14 protein-coding genes and 3 tRNA genes are annotated in these 16954 nt (G+C 49.2%); 11 read left to right on the top strand and 6 right to left on the bottom strand.

What is annotated here, in order from left to right; genetic code table 11:
* Positions 1-7 precede the first annotated feature (7 nt).
* Positions 8-79: transfer RNA gene (locus DW642_RS11235), tRNA-Glu, on the bottom strand.
* A gap of 52 nt (positions 80-131) precedes the next feature.
* A tRNA-Glu gene (locus DW642_RS11230) sits at positions 132-203 on the bottom strand.
* A gap of 206 nt (positions 204-409) precedes the next feature.
* On the opposite strand from DW642_RS11230, the gene DW642_RS11225 reads away from it, so the two are divergent.
* The 3 genes from DW642_RS11225 (at position 410) to DW642_RS11215 (ending at position 5394) form a co-directional block, all read left to right on the top strand.
* Positions 410-1072 (top strand): HAD family hydrolase, encoded by a 663-nt coding sequence (locus DW642_RS11225; RefSeq protein ID WP_117510224.1) that lies wholly within the window; start codon positions 410-412, stop codon positions 1070-1072.
* Positions 1073-1194: 122 nt separating this feature from the next.
* Complete coding sequence (locus tag DW642_RS11220; protein ID WP_117510223.1) at positions 1195-3120, top strand: DNA gyrase/topoisomerase IV subunit B; 1926 nt, start codon at positions 1195-1197, stop codon at positions 3118-3120.
* An 18-nt stretch (positions 3121-3138) separates the two neighbouring features.
* Complete coding sequence (locus DW642_RS11215; protein ID WP_117510222.1) at positions 3139-5394, top strand: DNA gyrase/topoisomerase IV subunit A; 2256 nt, start codon at positions 3139-3141, stop codon at positions 5392-5394.
* A 125-nt stretch (positions 5395-5519) separates the two neighbouring features.
* Here DW642_RS11215 and DW642_RS11210 read toward each other — a convergent pair whose 3' ends face one another.
* On the bottom strand, positions 5520-6920 hold the full coding sequence (locus tag DW642_RS11210; RefSeq protein WP_117510221.1) for a citrate/2-methylcitrate synthase: 1401 nt from the start codon (positions 6918-6920) through the stop codon (positions 5520-5522).
* 311 nt (positions 6921-7231) lie between these two features.
* On the opposite strand from DW642_RS11210, the gene DW642_RS11205 reads away from it, so the two are divergent.
* Positions 7232-7304: transfer RNA gene (locus DW642_RS11205), tRNA-Thr, on the top strand.
* Positions 7305-7496: 192 nt separating this feature from the next.
* Here DW642_RS11205 and DW642_RS11195 read toward each other — a convergent pair.
* Positions 7497-8144 carry an epoxyqueuosine reductase QueH gene (locus DW642_RS11195; protein ID WP_117510219.1) on the bottom strand — a complete coding sequence of 216 codons (648 nt, stop codon included), beginning with the start codon at positions 8142-8144 and terminating at the stop codon, positions 7497-7499.
* Positions 8145-8254: 110 nt separating this feature from the next.
* On the opposite strand from DW642_RS11195, the gene DW642_RS11190 reads away from it, so the two are divergent.
* The 7 genes from DW642_RS11190 (at position 8255) to asd (ending at position 14822) form a co-directional block, all read left to right on the top strand.
* Positions 8255-9025: an ABC transporter ATP-binding protein gene (locus DW642_RS11190; RefSeq protein ID WP_117510218.1), complete on the top strand. Its 771-nt coding sequence runs from the start codon at positions 8255-8257 to the stop codon at positions 9023-9025.
* On the top strand, positions 9018-9863 hold the full coding sequence (locus tag DW642_RS11185) for an ABC transporter permease (RefSeq protein WP_117510236.1): 846 nt from the start codon (positions 9018-9020) through the stop codon (positions 9861-9863). The genes DW642_RS11190 and DW642_RS11185 overlap by 8 nt, the downstream gene beginning before the upstream one ends.
* Positions 9760-10176: a hypothetical protein gene (locus DW642_RS11180; protein WP_055217698.1), complete on the top strand. Its 417-nt coding sequence runs from the start codon at positions 9760-9762 to the stop codon at positions 10174-10176. The genes DW642_RS11185 and DW642_RS11180 overlap by 104 nt, the downstream gene beginning before the upstream one ends.
* Positions 10173-11111: a DNA/RNA non-specific endonuclease gene (locus DW642_RS11175; RefSeq protein WP_117510217.1), complete on the top strand. Its 939-nt coding sequence runs from the start codon at positions 10173-10175 to the stop codon at positions 11109-11111. The genes DW642_RS11180 and DW642_RS11175 overlap by 4 nt, the downstream gene beginning before the upstream one ends.
* 71 nt (positions 11112-11182) lie before the next feature.
* Complete coding sequence (locus DW642_RS11170) at positions 11183-12076, top strand: recombinase family protein (protein WP_055228577.1); 894 nt, start codon at positions 11183-11185, stop codon at positions 12074-12076.
* A 193-nt stretch (positions 12077-12269) separates the two neighbouring features.
* Positions 12270-13649: an argininosuccinate lyase gene (argH, locus tag DW642_RS11165; RefSeq protein WP_055228597.1), complete on the top strand. Its 1380-nt coding sequence runs from the start codon at positions 12270-12272 to the stop codon at positions 13647-13649.
* 87 nt (positions 13650-13736) lie between these two features.
* Positions 13737-14822: an aspartate-semialdehyde dehydrogenase gene (asd, locus tag DW642_RS11160; protein ID WP_022463016.1), complete on the top strand. Its 1086-nt coding sequence runs from the start codon at positions 13737-13739 to the stop codon at positions 14820-14822.
* A 183-nt stretch (positions 14823-15005) separates the two neighbouring features.
* On the opposite strand, the gene DW642_RS11155 is transcribed toward asd, so the two are convergent.
* Both DW642_RS11155 and DW642_RS11150 read right to left on the bottom strand, forming a co-directional pair.
* Positions 15006-16016, bottom strand: a complete 1011-nt coding sequence (locus DW642_RS11155) for a GGGtGRT protein (protein ID WP_022463017.1) — start codon at positions 16014-16016, stop codon at positions 15006-15008.
* 25 nt (positions 16017-16041) lie between these two features.
* Complete coding sequence (locus DW642_RS11150) at positions 16042-16734, bottom strand: iron-sulfur cluster assembly scaffold protein (protein ID WP_022463018.1); 693 nt, start codon at positions 16732-16734, stop codon at positions 16042-16044.
* Positions 16735-16954 lie beyond the last annotated feature (220 nt).

Raw genomic sequence — 16954 nt, 5'->3', positions numbered from 1 at the left:
CCTTCAGCAGTTCGTAGGGGAATCGAACCCCTGTTTTCGCCGTGAGAGGGCGACGTCTTAGCCTCTTGACCAACGAACCATGTCGCTTAAAACAGGATTTTTAAGAGAGAAGGCATCCTGCGAACCTTCAGCAGTTCGTAGGGGAATCGAACCCCTGTTTTCGCCGTGAGAGGGCGACGTCTTAGCCTCTTGACCAACGAACCGTACTCGCTTATAATACACGATGTCTGGAGAAAATGCAAGTGTTTTTTTGAAAAAAATTTAAAAAATTTCAAAAAGTAGCGAAATTCGCATTTTACTTGCATTTTTTGCCAGTTATGGTATGATAAAACAAACAAATGTTCTAAGAAAAACAGAAATACGTTCTAAAAAGAAAGAAAAAAGATTAGAATAGAGAAGGAGAAGACAAATGAAACAGTACAAAGGAGCCATTTTTGATCTGGACGGAACACTGCTCGACTCGATGCGGGTCTGGGATGACATCGATGTTGCATTTTTAAAGAAGAGAGGACTTGAGGTTCCGCCGGATTATCAGGAGGCGATTACACCGCTCGGCTTTCTGGAGGCTGCCCGCTACACGATCAGACGGTTCGGCTTTCCGGAAACGCCGGAAGAGCTGATTCAGGAGTGGCATCAGATGGCGGTCGACGCCTATACGTATGAAGTGGAGTTAAAAGACGGGGCAGCAGAATATCTCCGCTATTTAAAAGAAAAAGGAATCCACATGGCGGTTGCTACCTCATCGAGCCCGGAGCTGTATGAGCCGGCCTTAAAGAGAAATGGGATTTATGAGTGTTTTAAAGCATTTGTCACCGTCTCGGAAGTAAAGCGCGGCAAGGGCTTTCCGGATATCTACGAGAAAGCGGCTGAAAAGCTGTCTCTTCCGCCGGAAACGTGTGTGGTATATGAAGATATCCTAGCGGGAATCCGCGGCGCCAAAATGGGCGGATTTGCGGCTGTGGGCGTGTATGACAGAAGCGGGGAAGGAAACCGCGCAAAGATGGAGCAGGAAGCAGACCGCTACGTGACTTCTTTTAAGGAGCTGATGAACGGAGGAGATTCTTTCTTCTAAAGAAAATCTTGCTATTCCGGGAAGAAAAATGATATAATAAAATACTGTGCCCCCAAAAGGGGACAGACAGAAGTATTTTTAAGAGAAAAAGACAGTAACACATAAGTGAGGATAGAACAGTTATGCCAAAAAAAGAAACGTATGATGCCAGCAGTATTTCCGTGCTGGAAGGTCTCGAAGCAGTGCGTAAGCGCCCTGGTATGTATATCGGAAGTACCTCGCGGAAAGGCCTGAATCATCTGATTTATGAAATTGTAGACAATGCGGTGGACGAGCATCTTGCGGGCTACTGCGACACCATTCACGTAACACTTGAAGCAGACGGCTCGGCGACCGTGACCGACAACGGCCGCGGAATTCCGGTCGGCATGCATGAAAAAGGCGTTCCGGCGGAGCGTCTCGTTTTTACAACCCTGCACGCCGGCGGTAAATTCGACAACAATGCGTACAAGACAAGCGGCGGTCTGCACGGTGTCGGTTCTTCGGTTGTCAATGCGCTTTCCACCTATCTTGACGTACAGGTCAGCCTCGGCGGCTGGGTTTATCACGACCGCTACGAACGAGGTGTTGCCGTACAGGAACTCGATGAGGAGGGGCTGCTGCCGAAGATCGGAAAAACGAAGAACAGCGGAACCCGCATCAACTTCCTGCCGGATCCGGAAATCTTTGAGAAAACGCGTTTTTCCGCAACAGAGGTCAAAAGCCGTCTCCATGAGACTGCATATCTGAACCCGGCGCTTACCATTTATTTTTCCGATCTGCGCGATGGAAAAGAGGAGCACCTGACGTATCACGAGCCGGATGGCATTGTTGGTTTTGTGCGCGATCTGAATAAGAACAAAGAGGCAATCCACGATCCGATTTATTTCAAAGGGGAATCTGAGGGCATTACCGTAGAATGTGCGTTCCAGTATATCAACGAATTCCAGGAAAACGTGCTCGGCTTCTGTAATAATATCTACAACGCTGAGGGCGGTACCCATATTTCCGGTTTCAAATCGACCTTTACGACGATTATGAACAGCTATGCCAGAGAGATCGGTGTCTTAAAAGAAAAAGACAATAACTTTACGGGATCGGATATCCGAAACGGTATGACCGCTGTTATTTCGATCAAGCACCCGGATCCGCGGTTCGAGGGCCAGACAAAAACGAAGCTGGACAACCCGGATGCGGCAAAGGCCGCCGGAAAAGTAACGGGCGAGGAGATTCCGCTGTATTTCGACCGCAATCTCGAAGTGCTGAAAAATGTTCTTGCCTGCGCTGAGCGATCTGCCAAAATCCGTAGAAGCGAAGAAAAAGCCAAGACAAATATGCTGACCAAGCAGAAATATTCGTTTGATACGAACGGCAAACTGGCAAACTGCGAGAAAAAGGATCCGTCGCTGTGCGAGATCTTTATCGTCGAGGGAGATTCTGCGGGTGGTTCCGCAAAGACGGCGCGTGACCGTAATTTCCAGGCGATTCTGCCGATCCGCGGTAAGATTCTGAACGTAGAGAAGGCTTCTATTGATAAAGTTCTGGCAAATGCCGAGATCAAATCCATGATCAATGCATTCGGCTGCGGCTTTTCCGAGGGTTACGGCAACGACTTCGATATCACAAAGCTCCGTTACGATAAAATTATCATCATGGCAGATGCCGATGTCGACGGTGCGCATATTTCAACGCTGCTGCTGACACTGTTCTACCGTTTCATGCCGGAGCTGATCTACGAGGGACATGTCTATATCGCGATGCCGCCTCTTTACAAGGCAATGCCGTCCCGCGGAAAAGAAGAGTATCTGTACGACGACAAAGCACTGGAAAAATACAGAAAGACACACAAAGAAAAATTTACGCTGCAGCGCTACAAAGGTCTTGGCGAGATGGACCCGGAGCAGCTCTGGGAGACGACACTGAATCCGGAGACGAGACTTTTGAAGCGTGTGGAGATCGAGGATGCCCGTATGGCCTCCGATGTGACGGAAGTACTGATGGGAACCGAGGTTCCGCCGCGGAAAGCATTTATTTATGAGCATGCAACCGATGCAGAGCTGGATATTTAACAGGAAGGACAAAGGAAGATGAAAGAAAAATCAGAAGATCAGATTATACGGACCGAATATTCTGAGGTCATGCAGAAATCTTATATTGATTATGCGATGAGCGTCATCATTTCCCGAGCGCTTCCGGACGTGCGGGACGGTTTAAAGCCGGTACAGCGCCGTACTCTGTATGACATGTATGAGCTCGGCATCCAGTACGACAAGCCGTTCCGAAAGTGCGCGCGTATCGTCGGCGATACGATGGGTAAATACCATCCGCACGGCGACAGTTCCATTTACGATGCTCTTGTCGTAATGGCACAGGATTTCAAAAAAGGGCAGCCGCTTGTGGACGGTCACGGAAACTTCGGGTCGATTGAGGGTGACGGTGCCGCTGCAATGCGATATACCGAGGCGAGACTGCAGAAAATTACACAGGAGGTCTATTTAAAGGATCTCGACAAAGACGTTGTCGATTTCGTACCGAACTTCGACGAGACGGAAAAAGAGCCGTCTGTTCTGCCGGTGCGCGTGCCGAACCTTCTGTTGAATGGCGCAGACGGTATCGCTGTCGGTATGGCAACAAGCATTCCGCCGCACAACCTGTGTGAGATTGTGGATGCGGTCAAGGCCTACATGAAAAACAACGACATCACCGTTAAAGGTCTGATGAAATACATCAAAGGACCGGATTTCCCGACCGGCGGTATTGTCGTCAATCAGGATGACCTGCTGTCGATCTACGAAAAAGGTGTCGGAAAGATTAAAATCCGCGGAAAAGTGGAAGTGGAGAAAGGCAGAAACGGAAAGCAGTATCTTGTGATCACCGAAATTCCGTACCCGATGATCGGTGCGAACATCGGAAAGTTCCTAAACGATGTGGCGGGGCTTGTGGAGAGCAAGAAAGCGCCGGAAATCGTCGACATTTCCAACCAGTCCTCGAAAGAAGGAACACGCATCGTGCTCGAACTGAAAAAAGGCGCGGATGTGGAGCGGATCACGAATCTGCTGTACAAGAAAACACGTTTGGAAGATACGTTCGGTGTCAACATGCTCGCCGTGGCAGATGGAAGACCGGAGACGTTAAGCCTTAAACAGGTGATCGAGCATCACGTTGATTTCCAGTTTGAAGTGGCAACCCGCAAATACCAGAACCTTCTCCGCAAAGAGATGGAGCGCCGCGAGGTGCAGGAAGGTCTGATCAAGGCATGCGATGTGATCGATCTGATCATTGAGATCCTGCGCGGAAGCAAGACACAGAAGCAGGTCAAAGAGTGTCTGATTATGGGAGTGACCGATGGTATCCGCTTCAAATCAAAGTCAAGTGAGCGTATGGCAGCACAGCTCTGCTTTACGGAACGCCAGGCAACGGCGATTCTGGAGATGCGTCTGCAGAAACTGATCGGACTGGAAGTGGAAGCACTCTTAAAAGATCATGAGGCGACTGTGGCGAAGATTACAAAGTACGAGGATATCTTAAATCATTACGACTCGATGTCGGAAGTTATTATGGAAGATCTGACGCAGATAAAAAAAGAGTACGGCCACAAGCGGAAAACGGCGATTGAAAATGCTGAGGCGATTGTTCTTGAGGAGCCGAAGGTCGAGGAGATGGATGTTGTCTTCCTGATGGACCGCTTCGGTTATGCGAAGACGATCGATACGTCTGCTTACGAGCGGAACAAAGAGGCTGTGCACAACGAGAACAAATATGTGTTCCAGTGCAAAAACACCGATAAGATCTGCGTCTTTACGGATCTTGGCATGATGCACAGCATCAAAGTAATGGACATCCCGTATGGAAGATTCCGTGACAAGGGAACGCCGATCGACAACCTTGGAAATTACAGCAGCCAGAAGGAGCAGATGATTTACGTCGATGCACTGGAACATATCAAGAACAATAAGCTGCTGTTCGTCAGCGCGGCCGGTATGGTAAAACTTGTCGATGGATCCGAGTTTGATGTCGTAAAACGAACGATCGCGGCGACGAAGCTTTCATCCGAGGAGGACCGTCTGATTCTTGCCGAGGTCTGCCAGGAGCAGGAGTATGTGGTTCTGCAGACGAAAAACGGTGTCTTCCTGCGCTTCCTTACGAGTGAAGTGCCGGAGAAGAAAAAAGCAGCCGTTGGTGTGCGTGGTATCCGTATGGCAGAGGACGACGCGGTAGAGCATGCGTATCTGCTGGCAAGCCGGATGGATTACACGATCACGTATCACGACAAAGAGATTTCTCTGACAGCGAAGATTAAGCTGGCAAAACGAGACACCAAGGGAACAAAGATCCGGGTATAACGCAGAGTTTTGTTTATAACCATGAGAAGCACGCTCCGCGGGTTTTTCGAGAGATCACTTGGCAATAAAAGGACACCTGCCCGATACCAGAACGGTACGGGCAGGTGTCCTTTTCGCATAATTTTTTAGTTATTTGAAAAACTGTGGGAAGTCTTTCTTGGGGTTCTTCTTTCAATGGCAACGTACGGACGATGATGACCGACATATTTATAAGCCGGACGGATGATCTTTCCTTCGTTGACAAGCTCTTCGATCCGGTGTGCGGACCAGCCGGAGATACGGGAGATAGCAAAGATCGGGGTGTAGAGCTCTTTTGGAAGGCCAAGCATTGTGTAGACGAAACCGCTGTAGAAATCAACATTTGCACAGACTGGTTTGAGCAGACGGCGCTTTCTGGCGATACACTCGCCGGCAATGCGTTCTACAGACTCATAGAGAGCAAATTCTTTCTCGCGGTGCTTCTCAGCGGAAAGCTTCTTTGCATATTCTTTCAGAATCACACAACGTGGATCGGACAGGGTATAAACAGCATGGCCCATACCATAGATAAGACCAGTTCCATCGAATGTTTCACGATCAAGCATTTTGGTCAGGTAGGTGCGCAGTTCGTTTTCGTCTTCCCAGTTTGTAACATTCTCTTCAATATTTTCAAACATCTCCATAACCTTCAAGTTGGCACCGCCGTGGCGCGGTCCTTTTAAGGAACTTAAAGAAGCCGCAACAGCAGAGTAGGTATCGGTTCCGGAGGAGGAGACAACGTGTGTCGTAAATGTTGAGTTATTTCCGCCGCCGTGGTCTGCGTGAAGAATTAACGCAACATCGAGAACCTTTGCCTCCAGAGCAGTGTATTCTCCATCCGGGTGAAGCATCTGCAGAATGTTTTCAGCCATCGACAGCTCCGGTTTCGGATTTCGGATGATCAGGTTCTGGTTTTCGTGGTAGTGGCGGTATGCATGGTAGCCGTAAACGGCGATCAGCGGCATTTTGGCGATCAAACTCAAAGCCTGGCGGAGGACGTTCGGAATGGAAATGTCATCCGGCTTTTCGTCGTAGGAATACAGGGTCAGCACACAGCGCTGCAGAGTATTCATCATGTTTTTGCTGGTGGCCTTCATGACAACGTCGCGGACAAAAGTGTCCGGCAGCTCGCGGTAGATACTTAAAATTTCGTTGAAATCATTTAACTGCGGTTCTGTCGGAAGAGAACCGAACAGAAGAAGATAGGTAATCTCTTCAAAACCGAAGCGTCGTCCTTCCATACCTTTGATCAGATCTGCGACGTTATAGCCCTGAAAATAGAGACGGCCATCGGTCGGAACTTTTTCGCCGGTGCGCTCATCAATATCGAAGCCGATAACATCGGAAATTTCGGTCAGGCCGGTGAGAACACCTTTACCGGTGGAATCACGCAGTCCCCGTTTTACATCGTACTCAGTGTATAAAGATAAATCAATCTTTCCGGAATCTTTCGTATACTCTACAAGCTGACTGAGCTTGTCTTCCAGATTATCGTATTGCATGGTCATGACAACAGCCCCTTTCTTCCTTTAGTTAAAAACTATACTTACTTTTTTGGCGGTTGTCAATGCTTTTCTTTCAAAATACATTAATTTTTATAAGGAAAAGTGATGGTTTTCCTTAATTTTTGAAAGCAAGGACAAAGTTTATGCATAAAATTTGCGTCAGGGATGTGAAAACAACAAGGATGAAAACGGCAGGAAATCAGTGGGGCGGAACAAATTCTAGAAAAAGATTCATAAATTTCAAAAAAATGCTTGCAATTTCAAAAAAATACGGTATAATAATGATTGTGTCATTCAGAAAATGAATTTCACAGGCCGAAATAGCTCAGCCGGTAGAGCACTTCACTCGTAATGAAGGGGTCGTCAGTTCGAATCTGATTTTCGGCTTATTCTTTAGAAACCCGCAGGACGTAAGGTTCTGCGGGTTTTCTGGTATCATGAGAAATATGACAGAAATACGAACGCCCTTTGCAGGAAAAAGATCTGCTGCAAAGGGCGTTTGCTGTTACAAGTTTCAGGAAAATCAGTTCGTACAGCATATCCTGACGGAGCTTTTGGCCGGACACTTCAAAGAGCACATCAGCTGTTGCCATTTTCCTGTGCTGCCACCCGTGCGTCGCGTTCCTGGCGGGAAAAGACGCAGCCGCAGTAGTCCTGGCGGTAGAGACCGTATTCATGGGAAAGTTCGATGGAACGCTGGTAGCCGCCCCGTTTCTTGAAATCTGAATTGAGATATGGGATCCCGTATTCGGCGGCAAGCCGTTCTCCGATTTCATTCAGCTTTTCCGCGTTTTTCAGCGGGCTGATGGAGAGGGTTGTTGTAAAATAGTCGAGTTTGAGCTGCTTTGCCATTTCGGCCGCTTCGCGGAGCCGCATTTCATAGCAGACAAAACAGCGCTCGCCGCCCTCCGGCACATTTTCCATCCCGCGTGTCAGCTCATAGAACCGGTCAGAATCGTACGGGCCGGGGCAGAAGGAAATCGGATGCACGGCGGGAAGAGAATGGATCAGACGCTGCTGTTCCTCCACGCGGTGCTCGTACTCCGTCGGCGGATAGATGTTGGGATTATAGTAAAAGAGCGTAATGGAAAAATACTGCGACAGATATTCCAGCACGTAACTGCTGCACGGCGCACAGCAGCTGTGCAGCAGCAAGGTCGGAACTTCACCGTGAAGTCCTGCAATCTTCGCATCCAGCTCCTTCTGGTAATTTCTTTTATTGGCCATAATGTATCTTCAAACCTCCTGGTATCTTTCAATCCTTTCTATTATAGCCTCAGCGCGGCTGGGATGCAAGCTGCATATGATATCTTATAGATAGAGGAGGATGCAAAAAAATGGATGATCAAATCCTGTCATTAGAGCATATATCACTGTCCTATCACACCATGAAAGGAGAAACACCGGCGCTGTGCGATCTGACCTTTTCGGTAAAAACGGGGGAATTTGTTGCTCTTGTCGGACCGAGCGGCTGCGGAAAGAGCACGATCCTGAACTTGATTTCCGGTCTTTTAAAGCCGGAGGCGGGAACTCTGCTGAGCCGCGGACGGCCGATCACGGAGGCGGATCTCCATATCGGCTACATGCTGCAGAGAGACCACCTGTTTGAATGGCGGACCATCTACAGCAACGTTCTGCTGGGCCTTGAGATTTCGCGCACGCTGACACCCGAGCGGAAAGAAAAAGTCGGGGAGATGATGGAGACATACGGCCTGAAATCCTTTTCCAATGCCCGTCCGTCCGAACTTTCCGGCGGTATGCGGCAGAGGGCGGCACTGATCCGTACACTGGCGATGGAGCCGGATCTTCTGCTGCTTGACGAGCCGTTCTCCGCTCTCGACTACCAGACGAGGCTGAACGTCTGTGATGATATCGGAAAGATCATCAAAAAAGAGGGAAAGACAGCAATTCTCGTGACACACGATATTTCGGAGGCCATCAGCATGGCGGACCGTGTGATTGTTCTGGCGGCACGGCCGGCATATGTGAAAAAAAAGATTCCGATCCGGTTTGCGATGGAGGAGCGCACGCCGATGAAAGCGCGCAGTGCGCCGGAATTTAAAACGTATTTCAATGCCATCTGGAAGGAGCTGAATGAAAATGCGTGAGCAGGCAAAAACGCCGGAGAGCAGCTTTCAGAGGGCGTATCTCCGGCAGAAAAAAAGAGAACGGGAGCGGGTGCGGGTGTTTCGGGCTTTGCTTCTCGTCAGTTTTCTGGTATTATGGGAGGTGGCGGCGGATCTGAGATGGATCGATCCGTTTATCTTTTCCAGCCCTGTGCGGGTGGGAAAAACGTTCGTGACCCTGCTGACGGAGCAGAACCTTCTGCGCCATATCGGGATCACGGTGTATGAGACGGGAATCAGCTTTCTGCTCGTCTCGGCACTTGGCATGGCGTTCGCTGTGCTTTTGTGGCTCTTTCCGCGCTTTTCTGCGGTGATGGAGCCGTACCTGGTAGTCCTGAACAGCCTGCCGAAATCGGCGCTCGCCCCGCTTCTCATTGTGTGGATGGGGGCAAACGTGAAAACGATCATCACGGCCGGCATTTCCGTTGCGATATTCGGCTCGGTGATCAGCATTTACAGCAGCTTTCAGAGTGTGGAGCCGGATATGCTCCGCCTGATTGCAACACTCGGCGGAACGAAGAAGGATATGCTGTTCCGCGTCGTGCTGCCGTGGTCGTTTCCGGGGCTGCTCGCCGTGTGGAAGGTCAACATCGGCCTGTGCCTCGTCGGTGTTGTAATCGGAGAGTTTATCGGGGCAAGAGAGGGGCTTGGCTATCTGATTATCTACGGCAGTCAGGTGTTCAGATATGCACACGCAAGAGAAGGGAGGATGACAGATGATTGGAATCGTATGTCTGGAAGAACGAAGAGGAATGCAGTTTGGCGGACGACGCGTTTCGCGGGACCGCGTGGTAACGGAAAAAATCTGCGAACTGTGTGAGGGGAAAACGCTCTGGATGAATCCGGCTTCGGAAAAGCTGTTCGCGGAGCAGAAGGAGAGTGGGAAGGTAACACTTCAGGCGGCGGCAGATTTTCTGGAGCAGGCAGGCGAAGGAGAATACTGCTTTGTGGAGAATACGGGACTGCAGGCTGTGGAAGCGAAGATAGAGAAAATCATCGTTTTCTGGTGGAACCGGCATTATCCGTCTGACCGGAAATTCGACCTGGATCTTTCCAAATGGAATAAAGTGTCCGAGGAGGAGTTTGCAGGCTATTCCCATGAGAAAATAACGAAAGAGGTATATGAGAAATGAAAAAACTAAGAAAACAGCTTCTGCTGCTGGCGGCGCTTCTTGCTCTGACACTGACCGGCTGTGAGGCGCAGGATCTTCTCTCGACGGAGAGAGCAGATTCCGGTTCGGAGGTTACGGCCGCTTATACGATGACGGAATCCCAGATTACCGATCAGGCACCGACGGCCGTTTCAGTTCTTGATGTTCCGGAGTTTTCCGGTGAACCGTATGTCGTTTTAAACGGAAATGAGCCGGATTTTACCGATGAGGAAAAGACGACCGAGTCGTACGAGCATTACAGCGATCTGGACAGCCTGGGACGGTGCGGCGTGGCAGAGGCGAATATTGGCCAGGATCTGATGCCGACGGAGAAGCGCGGCGCGATCGGCCAGGTAAAGCCGACGGGCTGGCATACGGTAAAATACGATCAGGTGGAAGGTAAATATCTGTACAACCGCTGCCATCTGATCGGATACCAGCTGACCGGTGAGAATGCAAACGAGAAGAATCTGATCACTGGAACACGTTATCTGAATGTCGAGGGCATGCTGCCGTTTGAAAACATGGTTGCCGACTACGTCAAAGAGACCGGAAACCATGTGCTGTACCGCGTTACACCAATTTTTACCGGGGACAACCTTGTAGCGGACGGTGTGGAGATGGAGGCACTTTCCATGGAAGATGACGGCGAGGGCATTTCCTTCCATATCTTCGCATACAACAATCAGCCGGGCATCTCAATTAATTATGCAACGGGAGACAGCACGTTAAGCGAAAGCAGCGGAACGATGACGGATCAGCAGGAATATGTCATGAACACATCCAGCATGAAATTCCACCTGCCGTCATGCTCCAGCGTCAGCTCGATTAAGGATGAAAACAAGGCGACATATCAGGGACCGCGCGAGGACCTGATCGCCGAAGGCTATGAGCCGTGCGGACGGTGCAATCCGTAAAAGAAATTACAAAAAGAGGGTCGGAACTTTCCGGTCCTTTTTTCTATATAGTAAAGAGAAGCATCTGGAAAGTGAGACAGGAGATGGAAGAGGAGAAGCTGCGTGCGGTTTATTATGCAAGGTGCAGCACCGAGGAGGAAAATCAGAAGGATGCGCTGGTAAGACAGGCGGCGGAGGCGGAAGAGGCAATCCGGGCAAGAGGATGGAGGCTTGTGGATGCCTACGTGGAGAGCCGCTCCGGTACGAGCCGGAAGGGCAGATGGGAATATAACCGCCTGTACGAGGATCTCGAGCAGAACCGGTTTGATGTCGTCGTAATCAAGTCGCAGGACCGCCTGATGCGGAACACGCGGGACTGGTATCTGTTCGCAGACCGCTTAAACTGCGCCGGAAAGCGGCTGTATTTTTATCTGGAGAACACATTCTATTCGCCGGAAGACGCGCTTCTGACCGGCATTAAGGCGATTCTGGCGGAGGAGTACAGCCGGGAGCTGAGCAAGAAGATGAATCTGGCGCACCAGAAACGGCAGCAGAATAATGGAAAGCCGGTGCTGACCTCAAAAAGTTATGGTTACCGGCGGACGGCAGACGGAGCGATTGAGATCATCCCGGAGGAGGCCGCAGTGAAGCGCCGTATGTACGAACTCTGTGCAGACGGTCTCGGCGGACGGAAAATTGCGGCGGTTCTGGCAGCGGAGGGCGTCCGCAGCCGCGCCGGAAAACCATTCTCTGGAACAGACATTATCCGCATGGTGCGGAATCCCATGAATAAAGGCACCGTAGTCATGAACAAGAAGCATTACGATTTTAACACCGGAAAAACGCTCCCTACACCGCCGGGCGGGCAGTACGTCTATGCGGGGAAAATTCCTGCTATCGTCTCTGAAGAGCTCTGGATAGCGGCAAATCGGGCGGCTGACGAGCGTCTCTGCCGCAAAAAGGTGGGCAAATCTGTTCAGACTTGACTGGGTAATCCTGTCCATCCTGATCCTCTGCCTCGTTGCGGCAGGATTGTACGGCATCTTGGGCTGGCTGGAAAAAAACTACACAAAACGCCGAAATTCGGGAAAGTAGGTGATTTGACTTGCAAAGGAAGGTTGGATGCTTGTATAATAATGCATGATAATTTAAAAAACTTACAGGAAAAGAGGAATGAAAATGGCACAGTTATGGGGCGGACGGTTCACAAAAGAGACCGACAAGTTAGTGTATAATTTTAATGCATCCATCAGCTTTGATCAGAAATTCTATAAACAGGACATCAAAGGCAGCATGGCACATGTAAAGATGCTGGCAAAACAGGGCATCCTGACAGAAGAGGAGAGAGACCAGATTCTTGCAGGACTGGAGGGGATTCTTGCCGATGTAGAGAGCGGAAAACTGGAAATCACCAGCGAATATGAGGATATCCACAGCTTCGTGGAGGCAAACCTGATCGACCGCATCGGAGACGCCGGAAAGAAGCTGCACACCGGAAGAAGCCGCAATGACCAGGTAGCCCTCGATATGAAACTTTATGTCCGCGATGAGATCACCGAGATTGATGCACTCGTCAAAGAGGTGCTGGTAACACTCGAAAAAATCATGGAAGAGAACATTCACACCTATATGCCGGGATTCACCCATCTGCAGAAAGCACAGCCGATCACACTGGCACATCACATGGGCGCATATTTTGAAATGTTCCGCCGCGACAGAGGCCGCCTTGCAGACATCTACAAGAGAATGAATTACTGTCCGCTCGGTTCCGGTGCGCTGGCTGGAACGACGTATCCGTTGGACCGCGCTTACACAGCAGAGCTGCTCGGCTTTGACGGCCCGACCTTAAACAGCATGGATTCCGTATCCGACCGTGACTATGTCATTGAGCTCCTCAGTGCTCTTTCTACGATTATGATGCATCTTTCCCGCTTCTCCGAGGAGATCATCATCTGGAATACCAATGAGTACCAGTTTGTGGACATCGACGACGCATACAGCACCGGAAGCAGTATCATGCCGCAGAAAAAGAATCCGGATATCGCAGAGCTTGTTCGAGGAAAAACAGGCCGCGTTTACGCAGCTCTGATGTCAATGCTCACCACTATGAAGGGAATCCCGCTGGCGTACAACAAAGATATGCAGGAGGATAAAGAGCTGACCTTCGATGCCATCGACACCGTAAAAGGATGCCTGGCTCTGTTCAATGGCATGCTTTCTACCATGCACTTCAAAAAAGACCGCATGGAGAACAGTGCAAAGAACGGTTTCACGAATGCAACGGACGCAGCTGATTACCTTGTTGGAAAAGGCGTTCCGTTCCGCGATGCACATGGCATTGTCGGCCGTCTCGTTCTGTACTGCATTGACAAAGGAATCTCCCTTGATGATATGAAACTCGAAGAGTACAAAGCGATCAGCCCGGTCTTCGAGGATGATATTTATGATGCCATCAGCATGAAGAACTGCGTAGAACGACGCAACACGATCGGTGCGCCGGGAGCAGATGCGATGCAGGCTGTCATCGAGCAGAATAAAAAATATTTACAGGAAAATTGAAAAAACAGTTGCAATTTTGAAAAAATTGGTATAGTATGACATGAGACGCACAAATGTACGCCACAGAAGAACAAGGAGATGAAACCAATGGAGCAGAAATTGAGAGTAGGAATTTTAGGAGCAACCGGTATGGTAGGACAGAGATTTATTTCTCTGCTGGAGAACCATCCGTGGTTTGAAGTTGTGACCCTGGCAGCAAGTCCGAGAAGTGCCGGAAAAACATATGAGGAAGCAGTCGGCGGACGCTGGAAAATGGATACTCCAATGCCGGAAGCAGTGAAAAAGCTCGTTGTGATGAATGTAAATGATGTAGAGCATGTGGCATCTACCGTAGATTTTGTATTTTCCGCTGTTGATATGTCGAAAGATGAGATCAAAGCGATTGAAGAAGCATATGCAAAGACCGAGACACCGGTTGTTTCCAACAACAGCGCACACCGCTGGACACCGGATGTTCCGATGGTAGTTCCGGAAATCAACCCGGAGCACTTCGATGTTATCGAGTTTCAGAAAAAACGTCTGGGAACCAAGAGAGGCTTTATCGCTGTAAAACCGAACTGTTCAATCCAGAGCTATGCACCGGTATTAACGGCATGGAAAGAGTTCGAGCCATATGAAGTGGTTGCAACCACATACCAGGCAATTTCCGGAGCAGGAAAAACCTTCAAAGACTGGCCGGAGATGGAAGGAAACATCATCCCGTTCATCGGCGGAGAAGAAGAGAAGAGCGAGCAGGAGCCGCTTCGTATCTGGGGTAAAATTGAAAACGGCGTGATCGTAAAAGCAACTGAGCCGAAGATCACCTGTCAGTGTATCCGTGTTCCGGTATTAAACGGACACACCGCAGCTGTTTTCGTAAAATTCCGCAAGAAACCGACGAAAGAGCAGCTGATCGAAAAACTGGAGAACTTCAAAGGCCTTCCGCAGGAGCTGAATCTGCCAAGCGCACCGAAACAGTTCATCCGTTACATGACAGAAGATAACCGTCCGCAGGTAACACTGGATGTCAACTACGAGAACGGTATGGGAATCAACGTAGGCCGTTTAAGAGAGGATTCCATCTACGACTGGAAATTCGTAGGTCTGTCCCACAACACGGTCCGCGGCGCAGCAGGCGGAGCAGTACTTTGTGCAGAGACATTGGTTGCAAAGAAGTTTATCGCTGCAAAATAATGCTTAGAATGATATAAAAAACGCCTCTGAAACGTTTTGTGTTCAGAGGCGTTTTTTGTGCATGGATCAAAAGAATATAGTTTGCAGGATATCGAAAGCAGCAAAAAAGAAGCGCCATACGGAAAATCCCGCGGCGCTTCTTTTCTGCTCAAATAATTCTATTTACGCAAGGTTTGGCTAATCTTAGAATTTGCCAGCTTTTGCTGCCTCTTCAACAGCAACAGCTACAGCAACAGTCATACCAACCATTGGGTTGTTTCCTGCGCCGATGAGACCCATCATTTCTACGTGAGCCGGTACAGAAGAAGAACCTGCAAACTGAGCGTCAGAATGCATACGTCCCATAGTATCGGTCATACCGTAGGAAGCAGGACCTGCTGCCATGTTGTCCGGGTGAAGAGTACGTCCTGTACCACCGCCGGAAGCAACGGAGAAGTATTTTTTACCAGCTTCGATACGCTCTTTTTTGTAGGTACCTGCAACTGGATGCTGGAAACGAGTCGGGTTGGTGGAGTTTCCGGTGATGGAAACGTCAACGTTCTCTTTCCACATGATAGCAACGCCTTCGCGAACGTCGTTAGCGCCGTAGCAGTTAACTTTCGCACGCGGTCCATCGGAGTATGCTTTTCTGAATACTTCTTTCAGTTCTCCGGTGTAGTAGTCATATTCAGTCTCTACATAAGTAAAGCCGTTGATACGAGCGATGATCTGAGCAGCGTCTTTTCCAAGACCGTTCAGGATAACACGCAGAGGTTTCTGACGTACTTTGTTTGCTTTTTCAGCGATACCGATAGCACCCTCAGCAGCTGCGAAGGACTCATGTCCAGCCAGGAATGCGAAGCACTCGGTGTCCTCTTCCAGAAGCATTTTACCAAGGTTACCATGGCCAAGACCAACTTTACGCTGATCTGCTACAGAACCCGGGATACAGAAGGACTGAAGTCCCTCACCGATTGCTGCAGCAGCTTCAGAAGCTTTGCGGCATCCTTTTTTGATTGCGATTGCTGCGCCTACAGTGTAAGCCCATTTTGCATTCTCGAAGCAGATTGGCTGAATGCCTTCGATCATTTTGTATACATCAAGGCCAGCAGCTTTTGTAACTTCTGCAGCTTCTTCGATGGAGTTGATTCCGTACTCAGCAAGCTTAGCCAGAATCTGTTTCTCTCTTCTTTCATATGATTCAAATAAAGCCATTTTCCTATCCTCCTAAATTATCTGATTACTCTTTTCTCGGGTCAACGATCTTAACAGCATCAGCAACACGTCCGTACTGTCCGCTTGCTTTTTCGAAAGCTGTGTTTGCATCATCGCCGGCTTTGATGAAGTCCATCATCTTTCCGAAGTTGATGAATTTGTAACCGATAATCTCATCATCTGCATCCAGAGCGATACCTGTTACATAACCGTCGGTCATCTCCAGATAACGAGGTCCTTTTGCAAGAGTTCCGTACATGGTACCAACCTGGGAACGAAGTCCTTTACCAAGGTCTTCCAGGCCTGCGCCTACAACCAGTCCGTCCTCGGAGAATGCACTCTGGCTTCTTCCGTAAACGATCTGCAGGAAGAGCTCTCTCATAGCAGTATTGATAGCATCACACACAAGGTCAGTATTCAGTGCCTCAAGGATGGTAAGTCCTGGCAGAATCTCAGATGCCATAGCTGCAGAATGAGTCATTCCTGAACATCCGATGGTCTCAACGAGAGCTTCCTGGATAACGCCCTCTTTTACGTTCAGAGTCAGCTTGCAGGTACCCTGCTGCGGTGCGCACCAGCCAATACCGTGAGTGAATCCGGAAATGTCTTTGATTTCTTTTGCTTTTACCCATTTTGCTTCCTCCGGAATCGGAGCTGCACCGTGATGCACGCCCTGGGCAACCGGACACATCATTTCTACTTCGTGTGAATAAGTCATTGTTAAACTCCTTTCAAATATGTACTTATTTGAGCTTTTGTCTTTCGAACGGACTGTTTCCAGCCTGTTCACAGACCTATGGTTATTGTCTCACAAAATTGGTCATTCGTCCAGCATATTTTGATAAAAAATTGCAAAGACCACCGGAAAACGATAAAATTTCCGGCGGTCTTTTAAATCAATCGGTTTGGTTTTCTCTCGATAAAAGAGAATTTTTTTA

The sequence above is a fragment of the Blautia sp. AM23-13AC genome, from assembly GCF_003435675.1.
GTDB lineage: Bacteria > Bacillota > Clostridia > Lachnospirales > Lachnospiraceae > Fusicatenibacter > Fusicatenibacter saccharivorans.
The sequence above is the reverse complement of the archived record's forward strand: the minus strand, read 5'-3'. Positions and strand labels throughout refer to the sequence as shown.

What these genes read in the sequence shown, in the direction of transcription:
- DW642_RS11225 (WP_117510224.1), top strand. Translation starts at nt 410, where the DNA reads ATGAAACAGTACAAAGGAGCCATTTTTGATCTGGACGGAACACTGCTC.
- DW642_RS11220 (WP_117510223.1), top strand. Translation starts at nt 1,195, where the DNA reads ATGCCAAAAAAAGAAACGTATGATGCCAGCAGTATTTCCGTGCTGGAA.
- DW642_RS11215 (WP_117510222.1), top strand. Translation starts at nt 3,139, where the DNA reads ATGAAAGAAAAATCAGAAGATCAGATTATACGGACCGAATATTCTGAG.
- DW642_RS11210 (WP_117510221.1), bottom strand. Translation starts at nt 6,920, where the DNA reads ATGACCATGCAATACGATAATCTGGAAGACAAGCTCAGTCAGCTTGTA.
- DW642_RS11195 (WP_117510219.1), bottom strand. Translation starts at nt 8,144, where the DNA reads ATGGCCAATAAAAGAAATTACCAGAAGGAGCTGGATGCGAAGATTGCA.
- DW642_RS11190 (WP_117510218.1), top strand. Translation starts at nt 8,255, where the DNA reads ATGGATGATCAAATCCTGTCATTAGAGCATATATCACTGTCCTATCAC.
- DW642_RS11185 (WP_117510236.1), top strand. Translation starts at nt 9,018, where the DNA reads ATGCGTGAGCAGGCAAAAACGCCGGAGAGCAGCTTTCAGAGGGCGTAT.
- DW642_RS11180 (WP_055217698.1), top strand. Translation starts at nt 9,760, where the DNA reads ATGATTGGAATCGTATGTCTGGAAGAACGAAGAGGAATGCAGTTTGGC.
- DW642_RS11175 (WP_117510217.1), top strand. Translation starts at nt 10,173, where the DNA reads ATGAAAAAACTAAGAAAACAGCTTCTGCTGCTGGCGGCGCTTCTTGCT.
- argH (WP_055228597.1), top strand. Translation starts at nt 12,270, where the DNA reads ATGGCACAGTTATGGGGCGGACGGTTCACAAAAGAGACCGACAAGTTA.
- asd (WP_022463016.1), top strand. Translation starts at nt 13,737, where the DNA reads ATGGAGCAGAAATTGAGAGTAGGAATTTTAGGAGCAACCGGTATGGTA.
- DW642_RS11155 (WP_022463017.1), bottom strand. Translation starts at nt 16,016, where the DNA reads ATGGCTTTATTTGAATCATATGAAAGAAGAGAGAAACAGATTCTGGCT.
- DW642_RS11150 (WP_022463018.1), bottom strand. Translation starts at nt 16,734, where the DNA reads ATGACTTATTCACACGAAGTAGAAATGATGTGTCCGGTTGCCCAGGGC.